The sequence below is a fragment of the Nonomuraea sp. NPDC050383 genome (assembly GCF_044459125.1).
GTDB lineage: Bacteria > Actinomycetota > Actinomycetes > Streptosporangiales > Streptosporangiaceae > Nonomuraea.
The window spans coordinates 146,372-163,740 of sequence record NZ_JBITIP010000007.1; the positions used below are offsets into that span (position 1 = coordinate 146,372).

The window sequence follows — 17,369 nt, forward strand, 5'->3', positions numbered from 1 at the left end:
TCATGTTCGTATCGATCGTCGCCTGGGATCTCAGCAGGTCCACGGCGACTGTGGAGAGCCTGCGCGACTACCTGCGGGACTACGCCGTCGACGCCTACGCCACGCTCGAGGGGATGCGGCTGAAGGCGTGGTTCTCCAATCCCGACCGCCAGACCTGGGGGGCGGTCTACCTCTGGGACTCCGCCGAGGCCATGGACGGGTTCGCCCGGGTGAGCCGCGTCGTCGAGCTCATCGGCTACCCGCCCACGTCGGTGAGCGTCTTCCGGCTCGAAGCCATCGCCGAGGGCATCAGTGCGTACCCGAGCCTCACAGGGCTCGGCGCCGCGATGGAAGGAGACCACTCGACCGCAGGCTGAGCGGGCGCGCCTGCGGTGAGGTCTCCGGCGGTGAGGTCTCCGGATCGCTCATGCTCTCGGCCGTGACGGCCGCCGCCAACCGGACCAACCAGTCGAGTTCGGCGTCAGGATCGGCCGGGCTGTTGTCGGGGATCGCCTGTCCGCGCGTGTCCGGCCGCTCGCCGAGCCTGCTGCGGCGCAGGGCGGAGGTGATCAGAGCGGCCTCGACGGCGATCGTGCGCGCGTCATCGGACAGGCCCGTGGCCTGCGCCCGTCGAGTTTCGGCGATACGCGGGTCGAAATAGGGGAGGAGTCGGAGGCGGCCGTCCCAGATCTCGACGATCCGCCGGTACAGGGCCTGCTCCGGATTCCGGAGATCGACGTGCCGGGTCCTCGGCGGATCGAGGGCGATGGCCGGGAACGCGTCGTGCAGCAGTTTCCAGAGCGGGAAGAGCCTGCGATAGGAGCGATCGAGCGACCACCACCGGGCGAGACGGTCCAGCCCGAGTCGCGGGCCCGCGACAGGCAGCAGGATGCCGGTCACGACGAACAGGATCGCGAGGCGGAACACCATCCCGATCAGGTTGCCGTACAGCCACGGCGCCTTCCATCCGAGAAGGTGGGCGGACATGGCGGCGAGCCGTAGCCCCGCGTAGGCGATGGTGCAGGTCAGGCCGAGCAGCAGCAGGCGCAGGCCGTTGCGGAGGGAGAAGCCTCTCGCGGCACTCGCGCGGTAGCGCGTGGCGCGCGCGATCTCGGTGACGATCATCGCCAGATACACGGCATAGACGTACGAGCCGGCCGAGATCACCGGGACCTGCACGGCGGTCTCCTGACTGGCCAGGGCCTCCGCGTAGTTCGACGGGGTCGTCGCGTGCAGGATGCCGATCAGTGCCAGGACGCCGGTCAGCAGCCGCAGACGTACCCGGGTGCTCCGCACGGCCTGCCCGGCCGGATAGACCATGGAGAAGAAGGCGCATTGCCCGGAGGTCGCGGCGAGCAGGGTCAGGCAGTTGGACAGGGTGCCCGCCGTGTTGAGCGTCGTGTGGCCGTCGATCACCTCGTGGACGGTCCGGTCCTGCAGGCAGATCGACACCGAGAGCGTCAGCAACGCGGCGCACATCCACCGCGTCGACCGGCAGTCGGGTGTGGCGCGCAGGTGGAACAGCTTGATGCCCGCCGCGATCCAGCCGGCGACGGCCAGGCCGATCAAGATGCGTGCGCCATGGCCGGGTCCGGGGCCGGCGGCGGACATCGAAGATCGGCGGCCAAGAGATCACCTGGCGTCTTCATCGGAGGGATTCTCCAGCTTCCATAGCTGATTGACCATTTCGGTGATGGCGGCACGGCTGCCCTGGGTCAGCTCGGCGCTGCGCAGGGCGATGTGCGTGACACCCGCCTTCCGCATGCCGGCCAGCAGCTCCAGATCCTTGTCGATCTTGGCGGTCTCCGCGTCGTCCAGGAAGTAGGCGACCGGCACCCCGAAGAACGTGGCCAGCGCCGTCAAGTGCATGATCGTGGGATTGACCCGCCGGCCGGTGCGCAACTGCCAGATATAGGTATGCGAGATCTGTACGTCCTGGCCCTTGCTGATGGCCTCCGCGACCGCGACGTTGCTGTACTCGGCGTCACCTTGGCGACGGACCGTCTGGAACAACCGGTTCAGCTTGTCGGCCAGCGTCCGGGGAGTCTCATCAACGCTCATCGCCGTGCCGATCCTTACAGCCAGAGTTTAGCGACTTTGCCGTCATCCTACACAGGCGTTGACGGACGGCACCTTCTCCGGCGCCGTCCAAGGTCTCCCGGCCTCCACCTGTTGACCAAAGCGGACCGGAGTCCGTATCGTGGCGCTCATCGAGATAACCGGACCGCAGTCCGGTATATTTGAGGAGGTCGATCACGATGGGCAAGCTGCTGCACATCTCCGCCTCGCCACGCGGCGAGGCGTCGGAGTCGTTGCGGATCGCGCGGGTGTTCACGGAGACGTACCAGGAGGCCCACCCCGGTGACGAGGTCGAGCACTGGGACCTCTGGGACGGATCGCTGCCCGGCTTCGCCGTAGGGGCCAGGGCCAAGATGACGGTGTTCGCCGGCGACGAGCCGCGGGGAGCCGAGGCCGAGGCGTGGGCCGCCGCGCGTGCGACGTTCGAGCGGTTCGACTCCGCGGACCGGCTGCTCTTCAGCGTGCCGATGTGGAACGCGTCGGTGCCGTACGTGCTCAAGCAGTTCATCGACGTCGTCAGCCAGCCCGGCTGGATCTTCACCGTCGACCCCGTGACCGGGTACGGCCACCAGCTGGCGGGACGCGGCAAGCGCGTGGCCGTCATCTACACCAGCGCGGTATGGGGGCCGCCCCTCGGTCCGGAGTTCGGCAGCGACTTCCAGTCGACGTTCTTCGAGGACTGGCTGCGCTGGACCGGCCTGACCGACCTCCAGCAGATCCGATTCCACCCCACCCTCACCGGCGACTGGGACGAAGCGCGGCGGGCGGCCGACGCGCGCGCCCGGGACGTCGCGAAAGTCTTCTGATGGCTGTTTCCGAGGAGGAGGGGCTGCGGCTCGTCCGGGAGTACGGCGAGACGGAGCGGTGGCTCGCGGTGCTCGTGACACTGCGGCCGGACGGGCAGCCGTCGGTCAGCGTCGTCAACGCCGGGATCCTGCCGCATCCGGTCACCGGGGCCTCCACGCTCGCTTTCGTCGCCCGTGGCGGCACCGCGAAGCTGGCGAATCTGCGCCGGAACCCGCACGCCACGCTCGTCTTCCGGTCCGGATGGGAATGGGTCGCCGCCCACGGGCCCGCCCAGCTCGCCGGCCCTGACGATCCGCTGCCGGGAGCCGGCCCCGGCGGGCTGCCGGGGCTGCTGCGCGACATCTACCACGCCGCCGGCGGGAACCATTCTGATCTGGCCGAGTACGACCGCGTGATGGCCGCGGAGCGCCGTACCGCCGTGCTGCTGCGGCCGGCCCGATTCACCACCAATCCCGTCGGAACCGAACATCAGGAGCACGGATGACAACAGACCCTTCCGGGCCGCCGGTCGCGGCGGGCACCGTCCAGGTCTGGTCGGACCTGCTGTGCCCGTTCGCCTACGTCGGTCTGCTGCGGCTGCGCCGGGCACGTGCGCGGCTCGGTCTGGACGGAATCGTCCGGCTTGAGCACCGGACGTTTCCCTTGGAGCTGTTCAACGGTCCGCATCCCCGCCGCGGCACCGACACCGAGGCCGTCGGGCTGGGGCAGATCGAGCCGGACGCGGAGTTCCGGGTCTGGACCGCCGCCGACGACCTCTACCCCCACACCGTGCTGCTCGCCGCCGAAGCCGTGCACGCCGCGAACGCGCAGAGCCTGGCGGCCGGGGAGGAGCTCGACCTCGCGTTGCGACGGGCGTTCTGGACCCAGTCCCGGTCGATCAGCCACCGGCAGGTCGTCCTGCAGGTCGCGGGGGAGCTGCCGGCCGGGGTCGTCGACGTGACCGAGCTGGCCGCCGCGCTGGACGACGGCCGGCACCGGGCCGACGTCATGCGCGACTTCGCCATCTCCCGGACCGACACCGTTCCCGGCAGCCCGACGTTCCGCTTCGCGGACGGGACCGCCGTCAACAACCCCGGTGTCCGGGTGCACTGGGAGGGTCCGTGGGCCGCCGGCTTCCCCGTCGTCGACTCCCATGACCCCGGCGTGTACGACGACCTGCTCGAACGGGTCGTACAGGTGTGACCGCCAGGGCCGTGCTGCGGCGGGTCGTCGTCGGCGTGCTCGGGACCAACTGCTGGATCCTGCACGCCCACGGCGACCGCCGCGCGCTGATCGTGGATCCCGGGGACGAGCCAGGTTCCGTCCTGGACGCCGTCGCCGGCCTGGACGTGGTCGCCGTGCTCCTCACCCACGCGCACTTCGATCACGTTCTGGCCGTGCCCGAGGTCGTGGAGGAGCTGGGCGTCCCGGTTCTCGCGCACCCCGCCGACCGGCCCGTATGGCCGCACGAGATCGCGACCGCCCGCCGCACCGGTCACTGGGACGCGGGCACCGCGACGGCCGATCTCCTGGCGCGCGACCCCGCGCGGTTGGCCTTCTCCACTGATGTCCGGCTGTGGGATGGCGTGTCCGTGCCGATCCTGGACGGCCAGATCCTGCACGTCGGTCCCCTGGCGGTCCATGCCCTGCACACCCCTGGGCACACGCCGGGCGGACTGACGGTGGCGGTGGACGGGCACCTGCTGACCGGGGACACCCTGTTCCCCGGCGGGCCCGGACTCACCGGCCCTCCGCTGTCGGACTTTCCGGTCATCATCCGGTCCGTACGCAGGCTCCTGGCGTATCCGGGCGCGACCGGCATCCATCCCGGACACGGCCGCAGCACCACCGTGGCCGCCGAGCTCCCGCACCTCGACGAATGGATCGCACGCGGCTGGTGAGCGACCGGCCGTCCGGCACGGGCCGCCGGCGTGCACCCGCACGGAACAGCGCCGGAGGAGTTACGCTGCTGTGCCGTGCATCAGACGCGCCTCGACACCGCCCGGATCCGGGCGGCCCGCCGGGTGATCGACCCGGTCTTCCTGGACACTCCGCTGTACCGCTGCGAGGCGCTGGAGGCCGCCCTCGGATGCGCGGTGAGCGTCAAGCTCGAAACGGCGAACCCGGTGCGCAGCTTCAAGGCCCGCGGCACCGAGGTGGTCGCGAGCCTGCTCGCCGAGCATGGCCCGCGGGCCGTGGTGTGCGCCAGCGCGGGCAACCTCGGTCAAGCCCTCGCCTGGTCCGGTCGCGGCCGGGGGCTCGACGTCACCGTCGTGGCCTCCCGGTTCGCGCCCGCGGCCAAGCTCGACCGCATCCGCGCCCTGGGCGCCAGGCTGGAGCTGGTGGACGGCGACTTCGACATGGCCCGCGAACGGGCGGCGGACATCGCGCGGTACGACGGCATCCGGCTGGTCGAGGACAGCCTGGACATCGAGACCTGCGAGGGCGCGGCGACCATCGGCCTGGAACTGGTGGAGGCCGCGCCGTCGTTCGACGCCGTCCTGATCGCTCTCGGCGGCGGGGCGATGGCCACCGGTGTGGGTCACGTGGTGAAGGCATGCGCGCCCGAAGTCGAGGTGATCTGCGTCCAGCCCCTGGGCGCACCGGCGATGACACACTCGTGGCGCCGACGGCGCGTCATCACCACCGACTCGACCGACACCATCGCTGACGGCGTCGCCGGCCGGCGTCCCATCCCAGCCGTCCTGGACGACCTCCTCCTGGTCGCGGACGACGCCGTCCTGGTCCGGGAGACGTCGATCATGGCCGGTATGCGGATGCTCCTCGACCATGCCGGCCTCGTCGTCGAGCCGTCGGCCGCGCTCGGCATCGCGGCGATCCTCGAAGACCGTGACCGCTTCGCCGGCCGGCACGTGGTCACCATCGTGTGCGGCGGCAACGTCGACATGGACGCCTACCACCGCTGGGTCGGCGCGGCTCCCCTCCCCAGGTCCTGACGATCGCTCCTCGCCCCCACGTCTCGGCGCTCCTCGTCACCGGGAGAGCCGTCAGGGGGAGGCGGGCCGGATGCCGACGAGCTTGGCGAGGAACCGGTCCACCTGGTCCTCCAGCGGCGGCCACGGCATGTCGGGCTGGTTGACGCGCATCGACACCGCGCCGTGGACGGCCGCCCGGAGGTCCAGCGAGACGAGCGCGGGATCGTCCGGCGGGGCCAGCCCGGCGTCCATGCAGCTCCGCACCACGGCGGTGGTGCGCTCGGTCAGCTCCTGCTTGAACGTCATCGACGTGCGCTGGTTGAGGGTGCTCTCGTGCAGCACCTTGTACAGGCCCGGGTGACGCCGTACGTTCGCGACGATGACCGTGGACGTGCTCTATCAGACGCTCGACGAGAGCTTCCGCGCCCACACGACGCGGGCCCTCGGCGCCGGGGCCACGCCCGAGGAGGTCCGCGCCGTCGTGCGGTTCTCCGCGCTCTTCGGGCTCACGCGGGCCTGGCGCGGCATGAGCGTGCTGAACGCGCTGCTCACCGAGACAGGCTCGGTCCACGCCTGACCGAGGCGGGCACTGTCCGCGCCGCGTGGCCTCCTGAGCGTCAGCCGATCTCCGCCTTCCGCACGACCTCCAGGGTGGAGCCCAGCTCCGGCTCGGGCACGAAGTGGCCGAAGGTGTCGTTGGCGAAGAACGAGACCCCGGCCACCGACGCGGCGTGCCCGGCCAGCACCTCCCGCTGGTAGACGTACGTCCGCCGGTCGTCCAGGTACGTCCGGTACCAGTACCACGGGTCGACGAAGTCCAGGCCGAGCAGCGGGCGCGGCCCGCCCAGGGCGGCCTTGCTCAGCAGGTTCGGGACGATCTCGGTGCGCTCGACCAGCACGGCGAACGTGCTCACCAGGATCGCGTCGAGGCTCTGGTAGGCGGCGTCGGTCATGCCCCACGCCGCCCGCTCCACCTCGGCCCGCCAGTACGTGTCCATCCAGTACACGAGCCGCCCGCCCATGGCCTCGCGCAGCCGCAGGAAGAACCGCTCGATCCCGGCCGACCGCTCCGGGGTGAGCGGCGGCGCGTTGTCGGGGTGCCAGAACCCGACCAGCCCGAACTGGTTGCCGAGCATGACGCCGTCCAGGCCGAAGTCGTCCGCGAACGCGGCCGTCTGGGCGGCGACGAAGTCCCCGGCGGGCAGCCCGGCCGGGATGCCGCCGGGGAAGGCGGCGTACCGGCGGGCGTCGGCGGTCAGCGGGGCGGTCACGTCGATCACGCCGGGCACCAGGTGCCCGCCGGCGTCGGCGGCGCTCGCCGCCACCTCGGGATGCAGGACCGTCTTCCACTCGCTGCGGCAGAACTCCGGCCCCGGCTCCAGGTACTCCAGCAGGCTGACCCGCAGCCCCCGCCGCTCCGCCTCCGCCCGCACGGCCGCGTAGATCCCGGCCAGCGTCGCGTAGTCCATCGGCTGCTCGGACAGGGTGAACATCGGCCCGGCCGAGTACGGGTTGGCCGAGCGCTCACCGCCGTCGCGCACCCGGGCCAGCCAGTCACGGTTGTGCTTCCTGACCATCGCGGCGGGCCCGCCGGGACCCAGCGCGAAGCAGTTGTAGCGGGCCCAGTCGAAGCCGTCGCCCCACGAGCCGCGTCCCGCGTAGTTGAGGACGTGGTCGCCGTTGCCGGCGCAGAACACGATCGTGACGGGCCGGTCGACGAGCCAGCCGGCGTGGTGGTCGAAGAACGCCGCCACGCCGGGGGCGGGGTCGCGCAGATCGTCGAAGATCTTGGGCGTGATCCACAGGCACGCCTCCTTGAACGTCATGGTTTCCTTCGTCGTGTTCGTCGTGGGGGATGGACATACGCCTCTGTCAACGGGCGGCCGTGAACGCCTTGTCCATGCGGCCGAGCACGCCCGGCACGTCCACCGTCCCGTTGAACAGCTCCTGGATCGAGGTCAGGTGCTCCTGCTGGACCTTCGGGCCCGGCCACGCCTGGTCGGGGTAGAGCGTGGACTTCTTCGCCGCGACGGCGTCCAGAACCGGCTGCTGCAGCGCGTCGGCCTTGAAGCCGGGGGCCGCCAGGGCGGGGCTGCTGCCGGAGGCGGTCGCGTACACGGCCTGGCCCTCCGGGGAGGCGAGGAACTGCACGAACTTGCGGGCCAGCTCCGGGTTCGCGGCCTTGGCGTTGACGCCGTACACGATGCCGACCGACACCGGCACGTACGTGCCCTCGGCGCTGTCGGTGGCGGGGAACGGCGTCATCGAGAACGTCGTCCCCTTGGGCGCGTACTCCAGCGCCGACTGCACGGCCGACAGCACGTGGACCACGCCGAGGGCCTTGCCCTGGCCGAACATCTGCATCTGCTCGTCGTAGCCGACGCCGTTGGGGCTGTCGTTGAAGCAGCCCTCGTCGCGCATCTTCAGGTACTTCTCCAGCGCCTGCTTCCACTCCGAGGCGGCGAAGGTGGCCTTGCCCTCCTTCTGCTGCTGGGTGAAGGAGGGGTTCGGGCCGTAGACGAGCGAGGCGGTCAGCGCGTACGGCACGAGCTGGGTCACCCAGGCGGACTTCAGGCCCAGCGCGAACGGCACGACGCCCTTGGCCTTGGCCTCCTTGCAGAAGGTCAGGACCTCCGGCCACGTGGTCGGCTTGGCCAGGCCACTGGCCTGGAGCGCCTGGTCGTTCCAGACCGCGCCGATGGCGCCGATCGTGACGGGGACGGCGACCACCTTGCCGGCCGGGTCGGTGGTGGCGGCCTTGAGGTCGGTGCTCATGCCGCCCGCCCACCCCTCGCCGGACAGGTCCATCAGCATGCCGTCCTTGCCGAGGTCGCGCACGGCCATGGTGTTGCCGCCGCCGGGCCACATGCGGAAGACGTCGGGCGCGGTCCCCGAGGCGAGCTGGGTGCGGACCTGCTGCTGGTAGGAGGCGTCGTCCTCGGTGAAGGTGGCCTTCACGGTGACGCCGGGGTTGGCCTTCTCGAACGCCGCGATCGCGGCCTTGGCCGGGCCCTGGCCGGCGGCGGCGAGCGTCAGCACCTGGCCGGGCGAGGCGGCGGTGGTGGAGCCGCCGCCCGAGGTGGAGCAGGCGGCGGCCGCGAGGGCGAGGCAGCAGGCGGCCGTGATGGTGGTGAACGACTTCATGACAGACTCCGGGATCGATGACGGGGGTGTGGAGCGCTAGCCTTTGAGGCCGCCGGCGAAGCCCTTGATGATGTGCTTCTGCAGCGCGAAGTAGACGACCAGGATCGGGACGACACTGATCACCAGGCCGGCGAAGATGAGGGGCCACTGGGAGACGTACTGGCTGACGAAGCCGTAGATCGCCACGGGGGCCGTGGTGTTGTCGCTGCCGCCCAGGTAGAGCAGCGGCGTGAAGAACTCGTTCCAGATGCCCACGGCGTTGAGGATCACCACGGTGCCGGTCACCGGCCGCAGCAGCGGGAAGACGACGGTGACGAACGAGCGCACCGGGCCGCAGCCGTCGAGCAGCGCCGCCTCCTCGTAGTCGAGCGGCAGCTCGCGCAGGAACATCGTGTAGAGGAAGACCGAGAACGGCATCTGCTGCCCGACGTTGATCAGGATGACCGCCCACAGCGTGCCGAGCAGGCCCATGTCGCGCATGGTCGCGTACAGCGGGAGCAGGGCGAGCTGGCCGGGGACGAGCAGGCCGCCGATGACGAAGGAGAAGGTGTAGCGCGACCAGCCGCGGGTCACGCGGGCCAGCGGGTAGGCGGCCGCCGCCGCGAAGGCGATGATCAGCACCACGCTGACGATCGTGATGACGAAGCTGTTGCCCAGCGCCGCGCCCAGGCTCGCCTCGTTCCACGCCCGCGCGTAGTTGTCGAGGGTGGGCGGCCAGGCGAAGGCCAGCGCGCTGGTCTGGCTGTCCTGCGGCTTCAGCGAGACGTTGAGCAGCCCGGCCAGCGGGACGAGGAACAGCAGCGCGAGCAGGATCAGCGTCGCCTCGCGGGTGAGGGTCCGCCAGGTGTAGCGGGCGTGCATCAGGAGCTCTTCCTCTGCGTCAGGCGGAACTGGACGCCGGCCAGCACCGCGATGACCACGGTCATGACGACGGCCAGCGCGATCGAGAACGGGAAGTCGCCCAGGGAGAAGGCGCTCTTGTAGATCGCCGTGGAGATCGTCTCGGTGGCGGTGCCGGGGCCGCCGCCGGTCATGGCCATCACCTGGTCGAACTGCTTGAGCCCGCCGATCAGGCAGAGCATCACGTTGATGACGACGGCGCCGTTGAGCAGGGGCAGCACCACGCGGCGGAACTTGCTCCACGCGCCCGCCCCGTCGATCGTGGCGGCCTCCAGCACCTCCGCCGGGATCGCCTGCAAGCCCGCCAGGTAGATGACCATCGAGTACCCGGCGAACTGCCAGACGATCTCGGCGACGACCGCGTACAGCGCCGTGTCCGGATCGCCCAGCCAGTCATGCCTCAGTGAGCCCAGGCCGACGGCCTCCAGCGCGTCGTTGACCGCGCCGTTGGGCGAGAGCAAGAAGCTCCACACGTAGCCCGCGACCAGCGGCGTGAGCACCACGGGCGCGAAGAAGACGACGCGCAGCACGTAACGGCTCTTGACCATGCTGTTCACGCCGAGCGCCAGCAGCAGCCCGGCGACGTTCTGCGCCACGGTGGCCGCGGCGGCCAGCAGGAGGGTGTTGACCAGGGCGTCGCGGGCGGTCCGGTCGGCGAAGACCTCGGCGTAGTTGCCCAGGCCGACGAACGACCAGTCGGGGCGCAGCCCGTTCCAGTCGGTGAAGGAGAACAGGGCCCCGTTGGCGCTGGGAACGACGACGATGAAAAGGTAGACCGAGATGGCCGGGACCACGAACCACCACGGGGCGCGCACGCCCACCCTGCGACGGGCCCTTCCGGGAGGCGCCTGCGCGGCGGGTTCGCGTGCTCCGGGCTCCCGCGCTCCGGGCGGTGACGTCGTCGCATGCGGCACGGCCACGTGTGACTCCTCTCGCAGATGGGTGCCGGGGCTCGATGAGCCACGGGGGATGGATCATGGCGGGCGCCCCTCGCGACGCCTGGGCGGCCGGGTCCGGGGGAACCGGCTCACGTGAACGAGTCGTGAATCGATTCACGAGCGTTTCGGGCAGATTACGCGCCGTCCTCGAACCATGTCAACGGTCCGGCCGCCGGCTTCGTGAATCCATTCACGGGTGCGCTAGGCTGACGGCGATCCGACCCCGCACGACAGTGAGGAGCCCGATGACCTCCCCACCGGCGCCACGGCGATCGAAGGTCGTGAGCTCCGCCCCCACCGTGGGTGACGTGGCGGCCCGCGCGGGCGTCTCCCGGGCGACGGTCTCCTACACCTTCACCCAGCCTGACCGGGTCTCGCCGGACCTGCGGCGCCGCGTGCTCGCCGCCGCCGACGAGCTCGGTTACGTCGGCAACGACGCGGCGCGGCGGCTGCGCGTCGGCCACAGCCTCGCGCTCGGGCTGCTGGTCTCCAGCGCGGGCAACCCCGTCTACGCGGAGATCGCGGCGGGCGCCGAGGCCGAGGCCGCCGCGCACGGCCGTTTCATCCTCGTCGCCAACAGCGACGAGAACCTCGAACGCGAGCGCGCCTACATCAACTTCTTCGAGTCCCAGCAGGTGAGCGGCATCGTCGCCGCGCCGGTCGCGGACGTGCCCGCCGAGCTGCTCGGGCTGAGCAGGCGGGGGACGCCGTTCGTCCTCGTCGGTGTCGCGCCGGGCCCGCACAGCTACCCGGCGATCTCCGGCGACAACGAGCGGGGCGGCTACCTCGCCGCCTGCCACCTGCTCGCCCAGGGCAGGAGGCGGCTGCTGTTCGCGGGGGGCGCCCATCCCCACATCGACCTGCGGCTGGCCGGGGTGAGGCGGGCGATCGCCGAGTCCGCGGAGCCGGCCTCGCTGGAGATCGTCCGCGTGCGGGTGCAGACCGCGCAGGTCGGGGAGGAGGTCGCGCGCACGCTGCTCGAACGCCCGGAGGCCGACTTCCCCGACGGGATCGTCGCGGGCAACGACCTGCTCGCCCTCGGGCTCCTGCACGGGCTGATCGTGGCCGGGGTCCGGGTGCCGCAGGACGTGTCGCTCGTGGGGTACGACGACATAGAGTTCGCCGATTTCGCGATCGTGCCGCTCACCAGCGTCCGGCACCCATCGGCGGCGCTCGGGGCCAGCGCCGTCCGCATCCTGCTCGGCATCGAGGATGAGCAGGACATGCAGGGACGTTTCGAGCCGGAGCTCGTGATCCGCTCGACCTCCCTGCCCATCGCCGGCTCCGCCCCCGCGTAGCCCGCCTGCCCCTCGCGTAGCCCGCGCCTCACCCTGCCCGCCGGGCGCGCGTGCGGGAGCGTTGACATCGCTGAGATCTCGCCACTACGCTCGCCCGCACACCTCGCCGTGAATCGATTCACGAGAACCGGTCACCGGGCGAGACGGCCCTTCCTGGAGGCACGATCATGAGATCGACACGACATGGCGACGGCCCGGGGGCCCGTGGCGCGCGGCGCGTCACCGCCGTGGCCGTCACCGCCGCGCTGGCGCTCACACCGGCGGCCCAGGCGGCCGCGGCGACGACGCCGGGAACCGGCGTGACGGCCACGGCGGCCGCACAGGCCCCGAGCGGCCCGCTGCCCGAGGTCGCCCCCCTCGACCCGGGCACGATCGACCTGGCCGACTTCACCGGCCTGGAGCAGCAGATCGCGCCCTACCTCGCCAACCTGGCCCGGCTGGCCAACAGCGTCAACGACGACAGCGCCACCAACTACGGCTTCATCACCTGCGGCTGCTGGCGCGCCGGTCAGGGACCGGACGACGCGCGCGTCATGGAGAACGTCCTCACGCTCGCCTACTTCTACACCGCCGACCGCCCGTGGAACCCGTACCGTCGCGACGAGGCCCTGCGCCGGCGGCTGGAGGCGGCGCTGCGGTTCACGCTCGGCACCCAGAACGCCGACGGGTCGTTCCCCCAGGGCGGCGGCGACGTCCACTCGCGCGCCGCGACGGGCTTCGCGCTGGAACTCTACGCGATCATGCTGGAGCTGCTCGACGCCGACGGCACGGTCGACCCGGCGCTGGTCTCGTCCCTGACCGCGGCCATGAAGCGGGCGGCCACCTGGTTCCTGGAGGACCAGGAGGTGTGGGGGCCGCGCGGCTCGCAGTTCGCCAACCAGGTCGCGGGTGGCCTGGTCGGCATCTCGCGGCTGCTGCGCCGCCTCGACGACCCGGCGTTGCGCGCCCGCTTCGAGCAGCGCCTGGCCGACCACGAGAAGATCTCGCAGAGCGAGGCCGGCTTCTTCCGGGACGGCACGGTCGCCCACCGCTACAGCCTGGAGGTGGAGACCGAGGACCTCGCGGGCTGGGCCGACCCCGCGACCCGGCCGGTGATCGACCGGATGCAGAGCCGCTACCTGGACTGGGCGCAGTACAACCTGCTCTACGACAAGCAGCTCGACGGCTACTTCGTCAACACCGCCGTCGACTCCCGCCACCGCGGCTGGAACTACGCGGCCGAGTTGCCCATCGGCTCCAACGACCTCTGGGGCCGGACCATCCCGCAGGCCCGCGCCTACGCGGCCACCCGGGAGGAGGTCGCCGAGCGCCGCGCCGCCTTCGTCAAGGGCGGCTGGCAGACCTCGGTCGCGCCGCTGGTCGCGCCGGCCTGGGCCTACCTGGACCCCGCCGTCATCCGCGACGTGGCGCTGCGGGACGAGTACTACCCGGCCGAGGCCGAGCGCGAGGCGGCCATCGGCACGCTGCGGCCCTACGCCGGAGCCCCGTACACCGAGGTCCGCGCGGACTCGGCGACCGGCCAGCGCTTCGTCTTCGCCAAGCGTCCCGCCTACGTCGCCGGCATGGGCTTCGGCAAGCACGTCAACACCCAGTACGGCTTCTGGGACAACCAGCGCTTCGGGCTCAGCTACCTGTACGACCCGAAGCTCGGCGTCGTCATCCAGGGCCAGAACGCCCCGCAGGTCGGCGCTCCGCGAACCCACCCGGCCGAGGCGGAGCTGTCCTGGGGCACCGGCTGGGCGGCGGCCGACGGCTTCCACGTCGACGCCTACGACCAGCCGGTCCCCGAGTTCTTCCGCGACGGCTCGCCCGTCGACCCGGCGACCGTGGCCGACCTCGACGCCCTGGAGATCCGCTACCGGGCGGCGGGCGCCCCGGTGACCAAGTCCGTCACCCTCGGCGACACCCTCAAGGTGCGGGTCGAGGGCACGGGCGACTTCTTCGAGCGCATCCCGCTCGTCCTCGGCGAGGACGACACGCTGCAGTGGATCGGCGGCCCCGCCGGCTCCCGCGACGTGAAGGTGGGCGCCCGGGCCGGAGCGGAGGGCGTCTCAGGAGTGGTCGTCAACCGTGGCGGGCGCAGCCTGGAGATCCGCTGGACCGGCGCCGGCTCGGCGACCCTGTGGCCGTCGTCCTTCCCGGTGGCGGGCGGCGGGCGCGCCCTCCAGGTCCTCGACGTCAAGGCCACGGGCCGGCTCGGCTACGACGTCCGGGTCGTGGACGACGCCTGCCCCGGCTCCGACGAGCGGTCGCACGTGTTCATCGGCGACCGCGACACCGGCGTCGCCAACGCCGGCGACGGCTCCGGCTGCACGGTCGCCGACCTCCTGCGGGCCGGCGAGCGGTGGGAGAGCCACGGCGCCTTCGTCGCCCACGTCACGAAGACGACCGCCCGGCTGGTCCGCGAGCGCGTGCTCGGCGCACGCGACGCCGCGCGCCTGGTCGCCGAGGCGGCGCGCTCCCACGTCGGCCAGGACCTCGTCAGCGCCACGCTCGACGCGGCGACCGGCGTGGCCGGGCGGGAGCTGACGGTGCGGATCACCGGACGCGACATCGCCAGGGTCACCGTCTCGGGGCCGTGCCTCACCGGCGCCGCCACCGCCGAGGGCCCCGGAGAGCTGAAGGTGACCGTACGGGAGACGGCGTTGCCCGGGCCGTGCCCGCTGACGGCCGAGTCCGTGCGTACCGGCGGGACGACCGAGACCGACGCCCTCGACCTGCGGATCGTGCCGGACGCCGAGGGCGTCGTCTTCCGCGACAGCTTCTCCTCGGCGCAGGCCACGTCCGAGGCGTGGACCGCCGTGGACGGCTCCTGGACGGTCGCCGACGGCGTGTACCGCCAGCGGGACACGACGCGGACCGGCTGGAAGTCGGTCGTCGACGACCTGCGGATCGCCGACGGCTTCGCCGAGGCCGACCTCACCTTCCGGACGTCGGCCACGTCCACGGCCTTCGCCGGCCTCCAGGTGCGGACGGCCGAGCCGGGCGACGCCTACACCCGGTCCGGGTACATGGTCTACCTGCGGCCCGACGGCTCGGTCGACGTCTTCCGCGCCGGCACGGGCGTCATCGCGAGCGGCTCGGGCGCCGCGGTCACCGGGACGGCGCGGCTCCGCGTCGAGCTGCGCGGCGCGGAGATCCGCGTCTTCGTCGGCGCCGAGCCCACGCCGCGGGTCGCCGTCACCGATCCGGACCCGATCACCGGGGCCGGCTCCGTCCAGCTCGTGACGGGCCGCGCGGCCGTCGACTTCGACAACGTCCGCGTGGCGTCCGCCCGCACGACCTCGGGGGAGCCGGCCCGCCAAGGATCCTGACCCGGGCGGCGTGTCTTACGAGTGCGGGGTGAAACCCATGGAGGCGTAGAGGCGCCGGGCCCTGACGTTGGCCTCCGTCACCGCCAGTGACAACAGCGGATAGCCCTGCTCCCCGAGCGCGTGCATCGCCGCTTCGATCAGCCGCCGGCCCAGCCCCTCGCCGGCATGTGACGGCGCGGTGAAGACGTACGCCAGCAGCGGCACCTGTTGCCACTCCGTCACCAGCGCGGCGGCCACGGGCCGGGCCCCGTCGTCCGCGACGAAGGACGCCATGGGCAGGAAGATCCCGTGCTCGCCGGTGAGAGTCAGACGGATCTCCTCGGTCGCCGCCCCGACACTGCCCCCGGCGTCCTCCTCGTCGGGCGTCCCCCGGTACGCCTCCCACATCAGCCGCCCCAAGGCGGGTATGTCGGCCTCTCCCGGATGCCGGAAGTCGTGAGCCGGCACGGCCTGCGGCAATCGCACGTCGAGCCGGAACCGCATCGGAGCGACAGGAGGATCGGTCATACGGTCACTCGCCTTCGTCGACCCGCCGGGCCGGATGCCCCCCGGGAAGGAGCACTGTAGCCGGGCCGGTGGCGCGGGTCAGAAGGGGACGCCGCAGCTCAGGATCACGTTGGCGTACGGGTGGGCCTCGCCCGTGCGGACGACCAGCTCACAGGCCCGGCCCAGCTCCTTGAGCCAATCGTGGGGCACGTACGCCAGGGTGGGGAGCCGTTCGCGCAGGAGGGCGTCGCACGCGCGGTTGGCCTCGCGCACCTCCTGGGCGGCCGTGGCGCCCTCCACGACGATCTCGGCGAGCAGGCCGTCCAGCACGGTGCCGAACGCCGGGACGCCGGGCAGGAAGGCCAGGTCCACGATCTCGGCGCCGCGCCGCAGCGGCATGCCGCTGTCGCAGACCAGCACCCGGTCGGTGTGCCCGAGCCGCGCGAGGGCCCCCGCCAGGGCGCCGTTCAGGATGCCGCCGCGCCTCACGGGGCGCTCCGCTCTCTCCGCATGAGCCGACCGTACGCGGCCGGACCGTGGCGCCGGGGGAGCGACACCCGGACGAATAGTACATTTGTCCATGTACTGGTGTACTACTCCGGGAGAGCGCCGATGATGTACCTGTTCCTCGCCCTGGCGATCGGGGCCGAGGTGCTGGGGACGACCCTGCTCAAGAGCACCGAGGGGTTCACCCGGCTGTGGCCGACGCTGGCCTGCCTGGCCTGTTACGGCGCGGCGTTCCTGCTGCTCGCCCGGGCCCTGGAGCGGGGCATGCAGGTGGGCGTCGCCTACGCCGTCTGGGCCGGGCTGGGCACGACGCTGATCGTCGTCATCGGGATGCTGTTCCTGGGCGAGCCGCTCACCGCGGCGAAGGTCGCGGGCGTGGCCCTCGTCGTGGCGGGAGTCGTCACGCTCAACCTCGCGGGCGCGCATTGACCGCGCGGCGCGACCCGGTGGAGCGCCGGCGCCGCATGGTCCAGGCCGCCTGCGAGCTGATCCCCGAGGTGGGCGTGAACGGCCTGACGCACCGGCTCGTCGCCGCGCGGGCCGGCGTCCCGCTGGGGGCGACCACGTACTACTTCGCCTCCCTCGGCGACCTGGTCGCCGCCGCGCTCGCGCACGCCGCCGAGGCCACCGAGGAGTGGCTGCGTGTCTGGGGCGAGGAGTTGCGGAGCAGCGCGGACGTGCCCGCCACCCTCGCCGCGCTGACGGCCGCCTACCTGCGTGAGCGCGACCGGATGGTGATCTGGAACGAGCTTTACGCCGCGGCCGCGCACCGGCCCGAGCTGCGGCCGCTGGCCCGGCTGTGGATCGACGGTCTGACCGCCGTCCTGGCCGGGCGCGCGGACGCGCGGGCGGCGCGGGCCGCCGCGATGTTCGTCGACGGGGCCCTCCTGCACTGCCTCATCGACGACGAGCCCCTCGACATCGGCTGGCTGGAGCGGTCGCTGGCCGCCCTGCTGGGCATGGGCCCCGGCTGACGGCCGCCCCGGCCGGGACCCGGCTCAC

General features: G+C 72.0%; 20 protein-coding genes. 11 read left to right on the forward strand and 9 right to left on the reverse strand.

What is annotated here, in order from left to right; translation table 11 throughout:
- Positions 1-2: 2 nt before the first annotated feature.
- Entirely contained in the window at positions 3-356 is a 354-nt protein-coding gene (locus ACIBG4_RS19250) for a hypothetical protein (RefSeq protein ID WP_355448016.1), read from the forward strand.
- Here ACIBG4_RS19250 and ACIBG4_RS19255 read toward each other — a convergent pair.
- Both ACIBG4_RS19255 and ACIBG4_RS19260 read right to left on the reverse strand, forming a co-directional pair.
- Positions 307-1,548 (reverse strand): MAB_1171c family putative transporter, encoded by a 1,242-nt coding sequence (locus tag ACIBG4_RS19255; RefSeq protein ID WP_397202895.1) that lies wholly within the window; start codon positions 1,546-1,548, stop codon positions 307-309. The two genes, ACIBG4_RS19250 and ACIBG4_RS19255, sit on opposite strands and share 50 nt — an antisense overlap.
- Before the next feature lie 63 nt (positions 1,549-1,611).
- Entirely contained in the window at positions 1,612-2,040 is a 429-nt protein-coding gene (locus tag ACIBG4_RS19260; RefSeq protein WP_397202896.1) for a helix-turn-helix domain-containing protein, read from the reverse strand.
- Positions 2,041-2,237: 197 nt separating this feature from the next.
- On the opposite strand from ACIBG4_RS19260, the gene ACIBG4_RS19265 reads away from it, so the two are divergent.
- From ACIBG4_RS19265 to ACIBG4_RS19285, 5 genes are all read left to right on the forward strand, one after another.
- Positions 2,238-2,864 carry an FMN-dependent NADH-azoreductase gene (locus ACIBG4_RS19265; RefSeq protein ID WP_397202897.1) on the forward strand — a complete coding sequence of 209 codons (627 nt, stop codon included), beginning with the start codon at positions 2,238-2,240 and terminating at the stop codon, positions 2,862-2,864.
- Positions 2,864-3,349 carry a pyridoxamine 5'-phosphate oxidase family protein gene (locus tag ACIBG4_RS19270; protein WP_397202898.1) on the forward strand — a complete coding sequence of 162 codons (486 nt, stop codon included), beginning with the start codon at positions 2,864-2,866 and terminating at the stop codon, positions 3,347-3,349. The genes ACIBG4_RS19265 and ACIBG4_RS19270 overlap by 1 nt, the downstream gene beginning before the upstream one ends.
- A complete protein-coding gene (locus tag ACIBG4_RS19275; protein ID WP_397202899.1) occupies positions 3,346-4,047 on the forward strand; it encodes a DsbA family protein in 702 nt (233 codons plus the stop codon). The genes ACIBG4_RS19270 and ACIBG4_RS19275 overlap by 4 nt, the downstream gene beginning before the upstream one ends.
- Positions 4,044-4,745 (forward strand): MBL fold metallo-hydrolase, encoded by a 702-nt coding sequence (locus ACIBG4_RS19280; RefSeq protein WP_397202900.1) that lies wholly within the window; start codon positions 4,044-4,046, stop codon positions 4,743-4,745. The genes ACIBG4_RS19275 and ACIBG4_RS19280 overlap by 4 nt, the downstream gene beginning before the upstream one ends.
- 75 nt (positions 4,746-4,820) lie before the next feature.
- Positions 4,821-5,801: a threonine/serine dehydratase gene (locus ACIBG4_RS19285; RefSeq protein WP_397202901.1), complete on the forward strand. Its 981-nt coding sequence runs from the start codon at positions 4,821-4,823 to the stop codon at positions 5,799-5,801.
- A 51-nt stretch (positions 5,802-5,852) separates the two neighbouring features.
- Here ACIBG4_RS19285 and ACIBG4_RS19290 read toward each other — a convergent pair whose 3' ends face one another.
- Positions 5,853-6,122: a TetR-like C-terminal domain-containing protein gene (locus ACIBG4_RS19290; RefSeq protein ID WP_397202902.1), complete on the reverse strand. Its 270-nt coding sequence runs from the start codon at positions 6,120-6,122 to the stop codon at positions 5,853-5,855.
- Between the two features lie 37 nt (positions 6,123-6,159).
- Between ACIBG4_RS19290 and ACIBG4_RS19295 the strand changes: the two genes are divergently transcribed.
- A complete protein-coding gene (locus ACIBG4_RS19295) occupies positions 6,160-6,357 on the forward strand; it encodes a carboxymuconolactone decarboxylase family protein (protein WP_397202903.1) in 198 nt (65 codons plus the stop codon).
- A gap of 40 nt (positions 6,358-6,397) precedes the next feature.
- On the opposite strand, the gene ACIBG4_RS19300 is transcribed toward ACIBG4_RS19295, so the two are convergent.
- The 4 genes from ACIBG4_RS19300 to ACIBG4_RS19315 are packed head-to-tail and all read right to left on the reverse strand — an operon-like array spanning position 6,398 to position 10,744.
- Positions 6,398-7,606: a hypothetical protein gene (locus tag ACIBG4_RS19300; RefSeq protein ID WP_397202905.1), complete on the reverse strand. Its 1,209-nt coding sequence runs from the start codon at positions 7,604-7,606 to the stop codon at positions 6,398-6,400.
- 46 nt (positions 7,607-7,652) lie between these two features.
- The gene (locus ACIBG4_RS19305) at positions 7,653-8,924 is read right to left on the reverse strand and encodes an ABC transporter substrate-binding protein (protein WP_397202906.1); all 1,272 of its coding nucleotides are present in this window, start codon (positions 8,922-8,924) and stop codon (positions 7,653-7,655) included.
- A 36-nt stretch (positions 8,925-8,960) separates the two neighbouring features.
- Positions 8,961-9,785: a carbohydrate ABC transporter permease gene (locus ACIBG4_RS19310; RefSeq protein ID WP_355447985.1), complete on the reverse strand. Its 825-nt coding sequence runs from the start codon at positions 9,783-9,785 to the stop codon at positions 8,961-8,963.
- A complete protein-coding gene (locus ACIBG4_RS19315; RefSeq protein WP_397202907.1) occupies positions 9,785-10,744 on the reverse strand; it encodes a carbohydrate ABC transporter permease in 960 nt (319 codons plus the stop codon). The genes ACIBG4_RS19310 and ACIBG4_RS19315 overlap by 1 nt, the downstream gene beginning before the upstream one ends.
- 299 nt (positions 10,745-11,043) lie before the next feature.
- Between ACIBG4_RS19315 and ACIBG4_RS19320 the strand changes: the two genes are divergently transcribed.
- Together ACIBG4_RS19320 and ACIBG4_RS19325 are read left to right on the forward strand one after the other, a co-directional pair.
- The gene (locus tag ACIBG4_RS19320; protein ID WP_397202908.1) at positions 11,044-12,060 is read left to right on the forward strand and encodes a LacI family DNA-binding transcriptional regulator; all 1,017 of its coding nucleotides are present in this window, start codon (positions 11,044-11,046) and stop codon (positions 12,058-12,060) included.
- A 167-nt stretch (positions 12,061-12,227) separates the two neighbouring features.
- Positions 12,228-15,374 (forward strand): hypothetical protein, encoded by a 3,147-nt coding sequence (locus ACIBG4_RS19325; protein WP_397202909.1) that lies wholly within the window; start codon positions 12,228-12,230, stop codon positions 15,372-15,374.
- A 15-nt stretch (positions 15,375-15,389) separates the two neighbouring features.
- Here the strand turns inward: ACIBG4_RS19325 and ACIBG4_RS19330 are convergent, their stop codons facing one another.
- Positions 15,390-15,881, reverse strand: a complete 492-nt coding sequence (locus tag ACIBG4_RS19330; protein ID WP_397202910.1) for a GNAT family N-acetyltransferase — start codon at positions 15,879-15,881, stop codon at positions 15,390-15,392.
- Positions 15,882-15,959: 78 nt separating this feature from the next.
- Positions 15,960-16,349, reverse strand: a complete 390-nt coding sequence (gene rbsD / locus ACIBG4_RS19335) for a D-ribose pyranase (protein ID WP_397202911.1) — start codon at positions 16,347-16,349, stop codon at positions 15,960-15,962.
- Positions 16,350-16,472: 123 nt separating this feature from the next.
- On the opposite strand from rbsD, the gene ACIBG4_RS19340 reads away from it, so the two are divergent.
- On the forward strand, positions 16,473-16,796 hold the full coding sequence (locus tag ACIBG4_RS19340; protein ID WP_310709142.1) for an SMR family transporter: 324 nt from the start codon (positions 16,473-16,475) through the stop codon (positions 16,794-16,796).
- Positions 16,793-17,341, forward strand: coding sequence for a TetR/AcrR family transcriptional regulator (locus ACIBG4_RS19345; protein WP_397202912.1), 549 nt, complete (start codon positions 16,793-16,795; stop codon positions 17,339-17,341). Before ACIBG4_RS19340 ends, ACIBG4_RS19345 begins: the two co-directional genes overlap by 4 nt.
- Positions 17,342-17,369: the final 28 nt, after the last annotated feature.

What these genes read in the sequence shown, in the direction of transcription:
- ACIBG4_RS19250 (WP_355448016.1), top strand. Translation starts at nt 3, where the DNA reads ATGTTCGTATCGATCGTCGCCTGGGATCTCAGCAGGTCCACGGCGACT.
- ACIBG4_RS19260 (WP_397202896.1), bottom strand. Translation starts at nt 2,040, where the DNA reads ATGAGCGTTGATGAGACTCCCCGGACGCTGGCCGACAAGCTGAACCGG.
- ACIBG4_RS19265 (WP_397202897.1), top strand. Translation starts at nt 2,238, where the DNA reads ATGGGCAAGCTGCTGCACATCTCCGCCTCGCCACGCGGCGAGGCGTCG.
- ACIBG4_RS19270 (WP_397202898.1), top strand. Translation starts at nt 2,864, where the DNA reads ATGGCTGTTTCCGAGGAGGAGGGGCTGCGGCTCGTCCGGGAGTACGGC.
- ACIBG4_RS19275 (WP_397202899.1), top strand. Translation starts at nt 3,346, where the DNA reads ATGACAACAGACCCTTCCGGGCCGCCGGTCGCGGCGGGCACCGTCCAG.
- ACIBG4_RS19295 (WP_397202903.1), top strand. Translation starts at nt 6,160, where the DNA reads ATGACCGTGGACGTGCTCTATCAGACGCTCGACGAGAGCTTCCGCGCC.
- ACIBG4_RS19300 (WP_397202905.1), bottom strand. Translation starts at nt 7,606, where the DNA reads ATGACGTTCAAGGAGGCGTGCCTGTGGATCACGCCCAAGATCTTCGAC.
- ACIBG4_RS19305 (WP_397202906.1), bottom strand. Translation starts at nt 8,924, where the DNA reads ATGAAGTCGTTCACCACCATCACGGCCGCCTGCTGCCTCGCCCTCGCG.
- ACIBG4_RS19310 (WP_355447985.1), bottom strand. Translation starts at nt 9,785, where the DNA reads ATGCACGCCCGCTACACCTGGCGGACCCTCACCCGCGAGGCGACGCTG.
- ACIBG4_RS19325 (WP_397202909.1), top strand. Translation starts at nt 12,228, where the DNA reads ATGAGATCGACACGACATGGCGACGGCCCGGGGGCCCGTGGCGCGCGG.
- ACIBG4_RS19330 (WP_397202910.1), bottom strand. Translation starts at nt 15,881, where the DNA reads ATGACCGATCCTCCTGTCGCTCCGATGCGGTTCCGGCTCGACGTGCGA.
- ACIBG4_RS19340 (WP_310709142.1), top strand. Translation starts at nt 16,473, where the DNA reads ATGATGTACCTGTTCCTCGCCCTGGCGATCGGGGCCGAGGTGCTGGGG.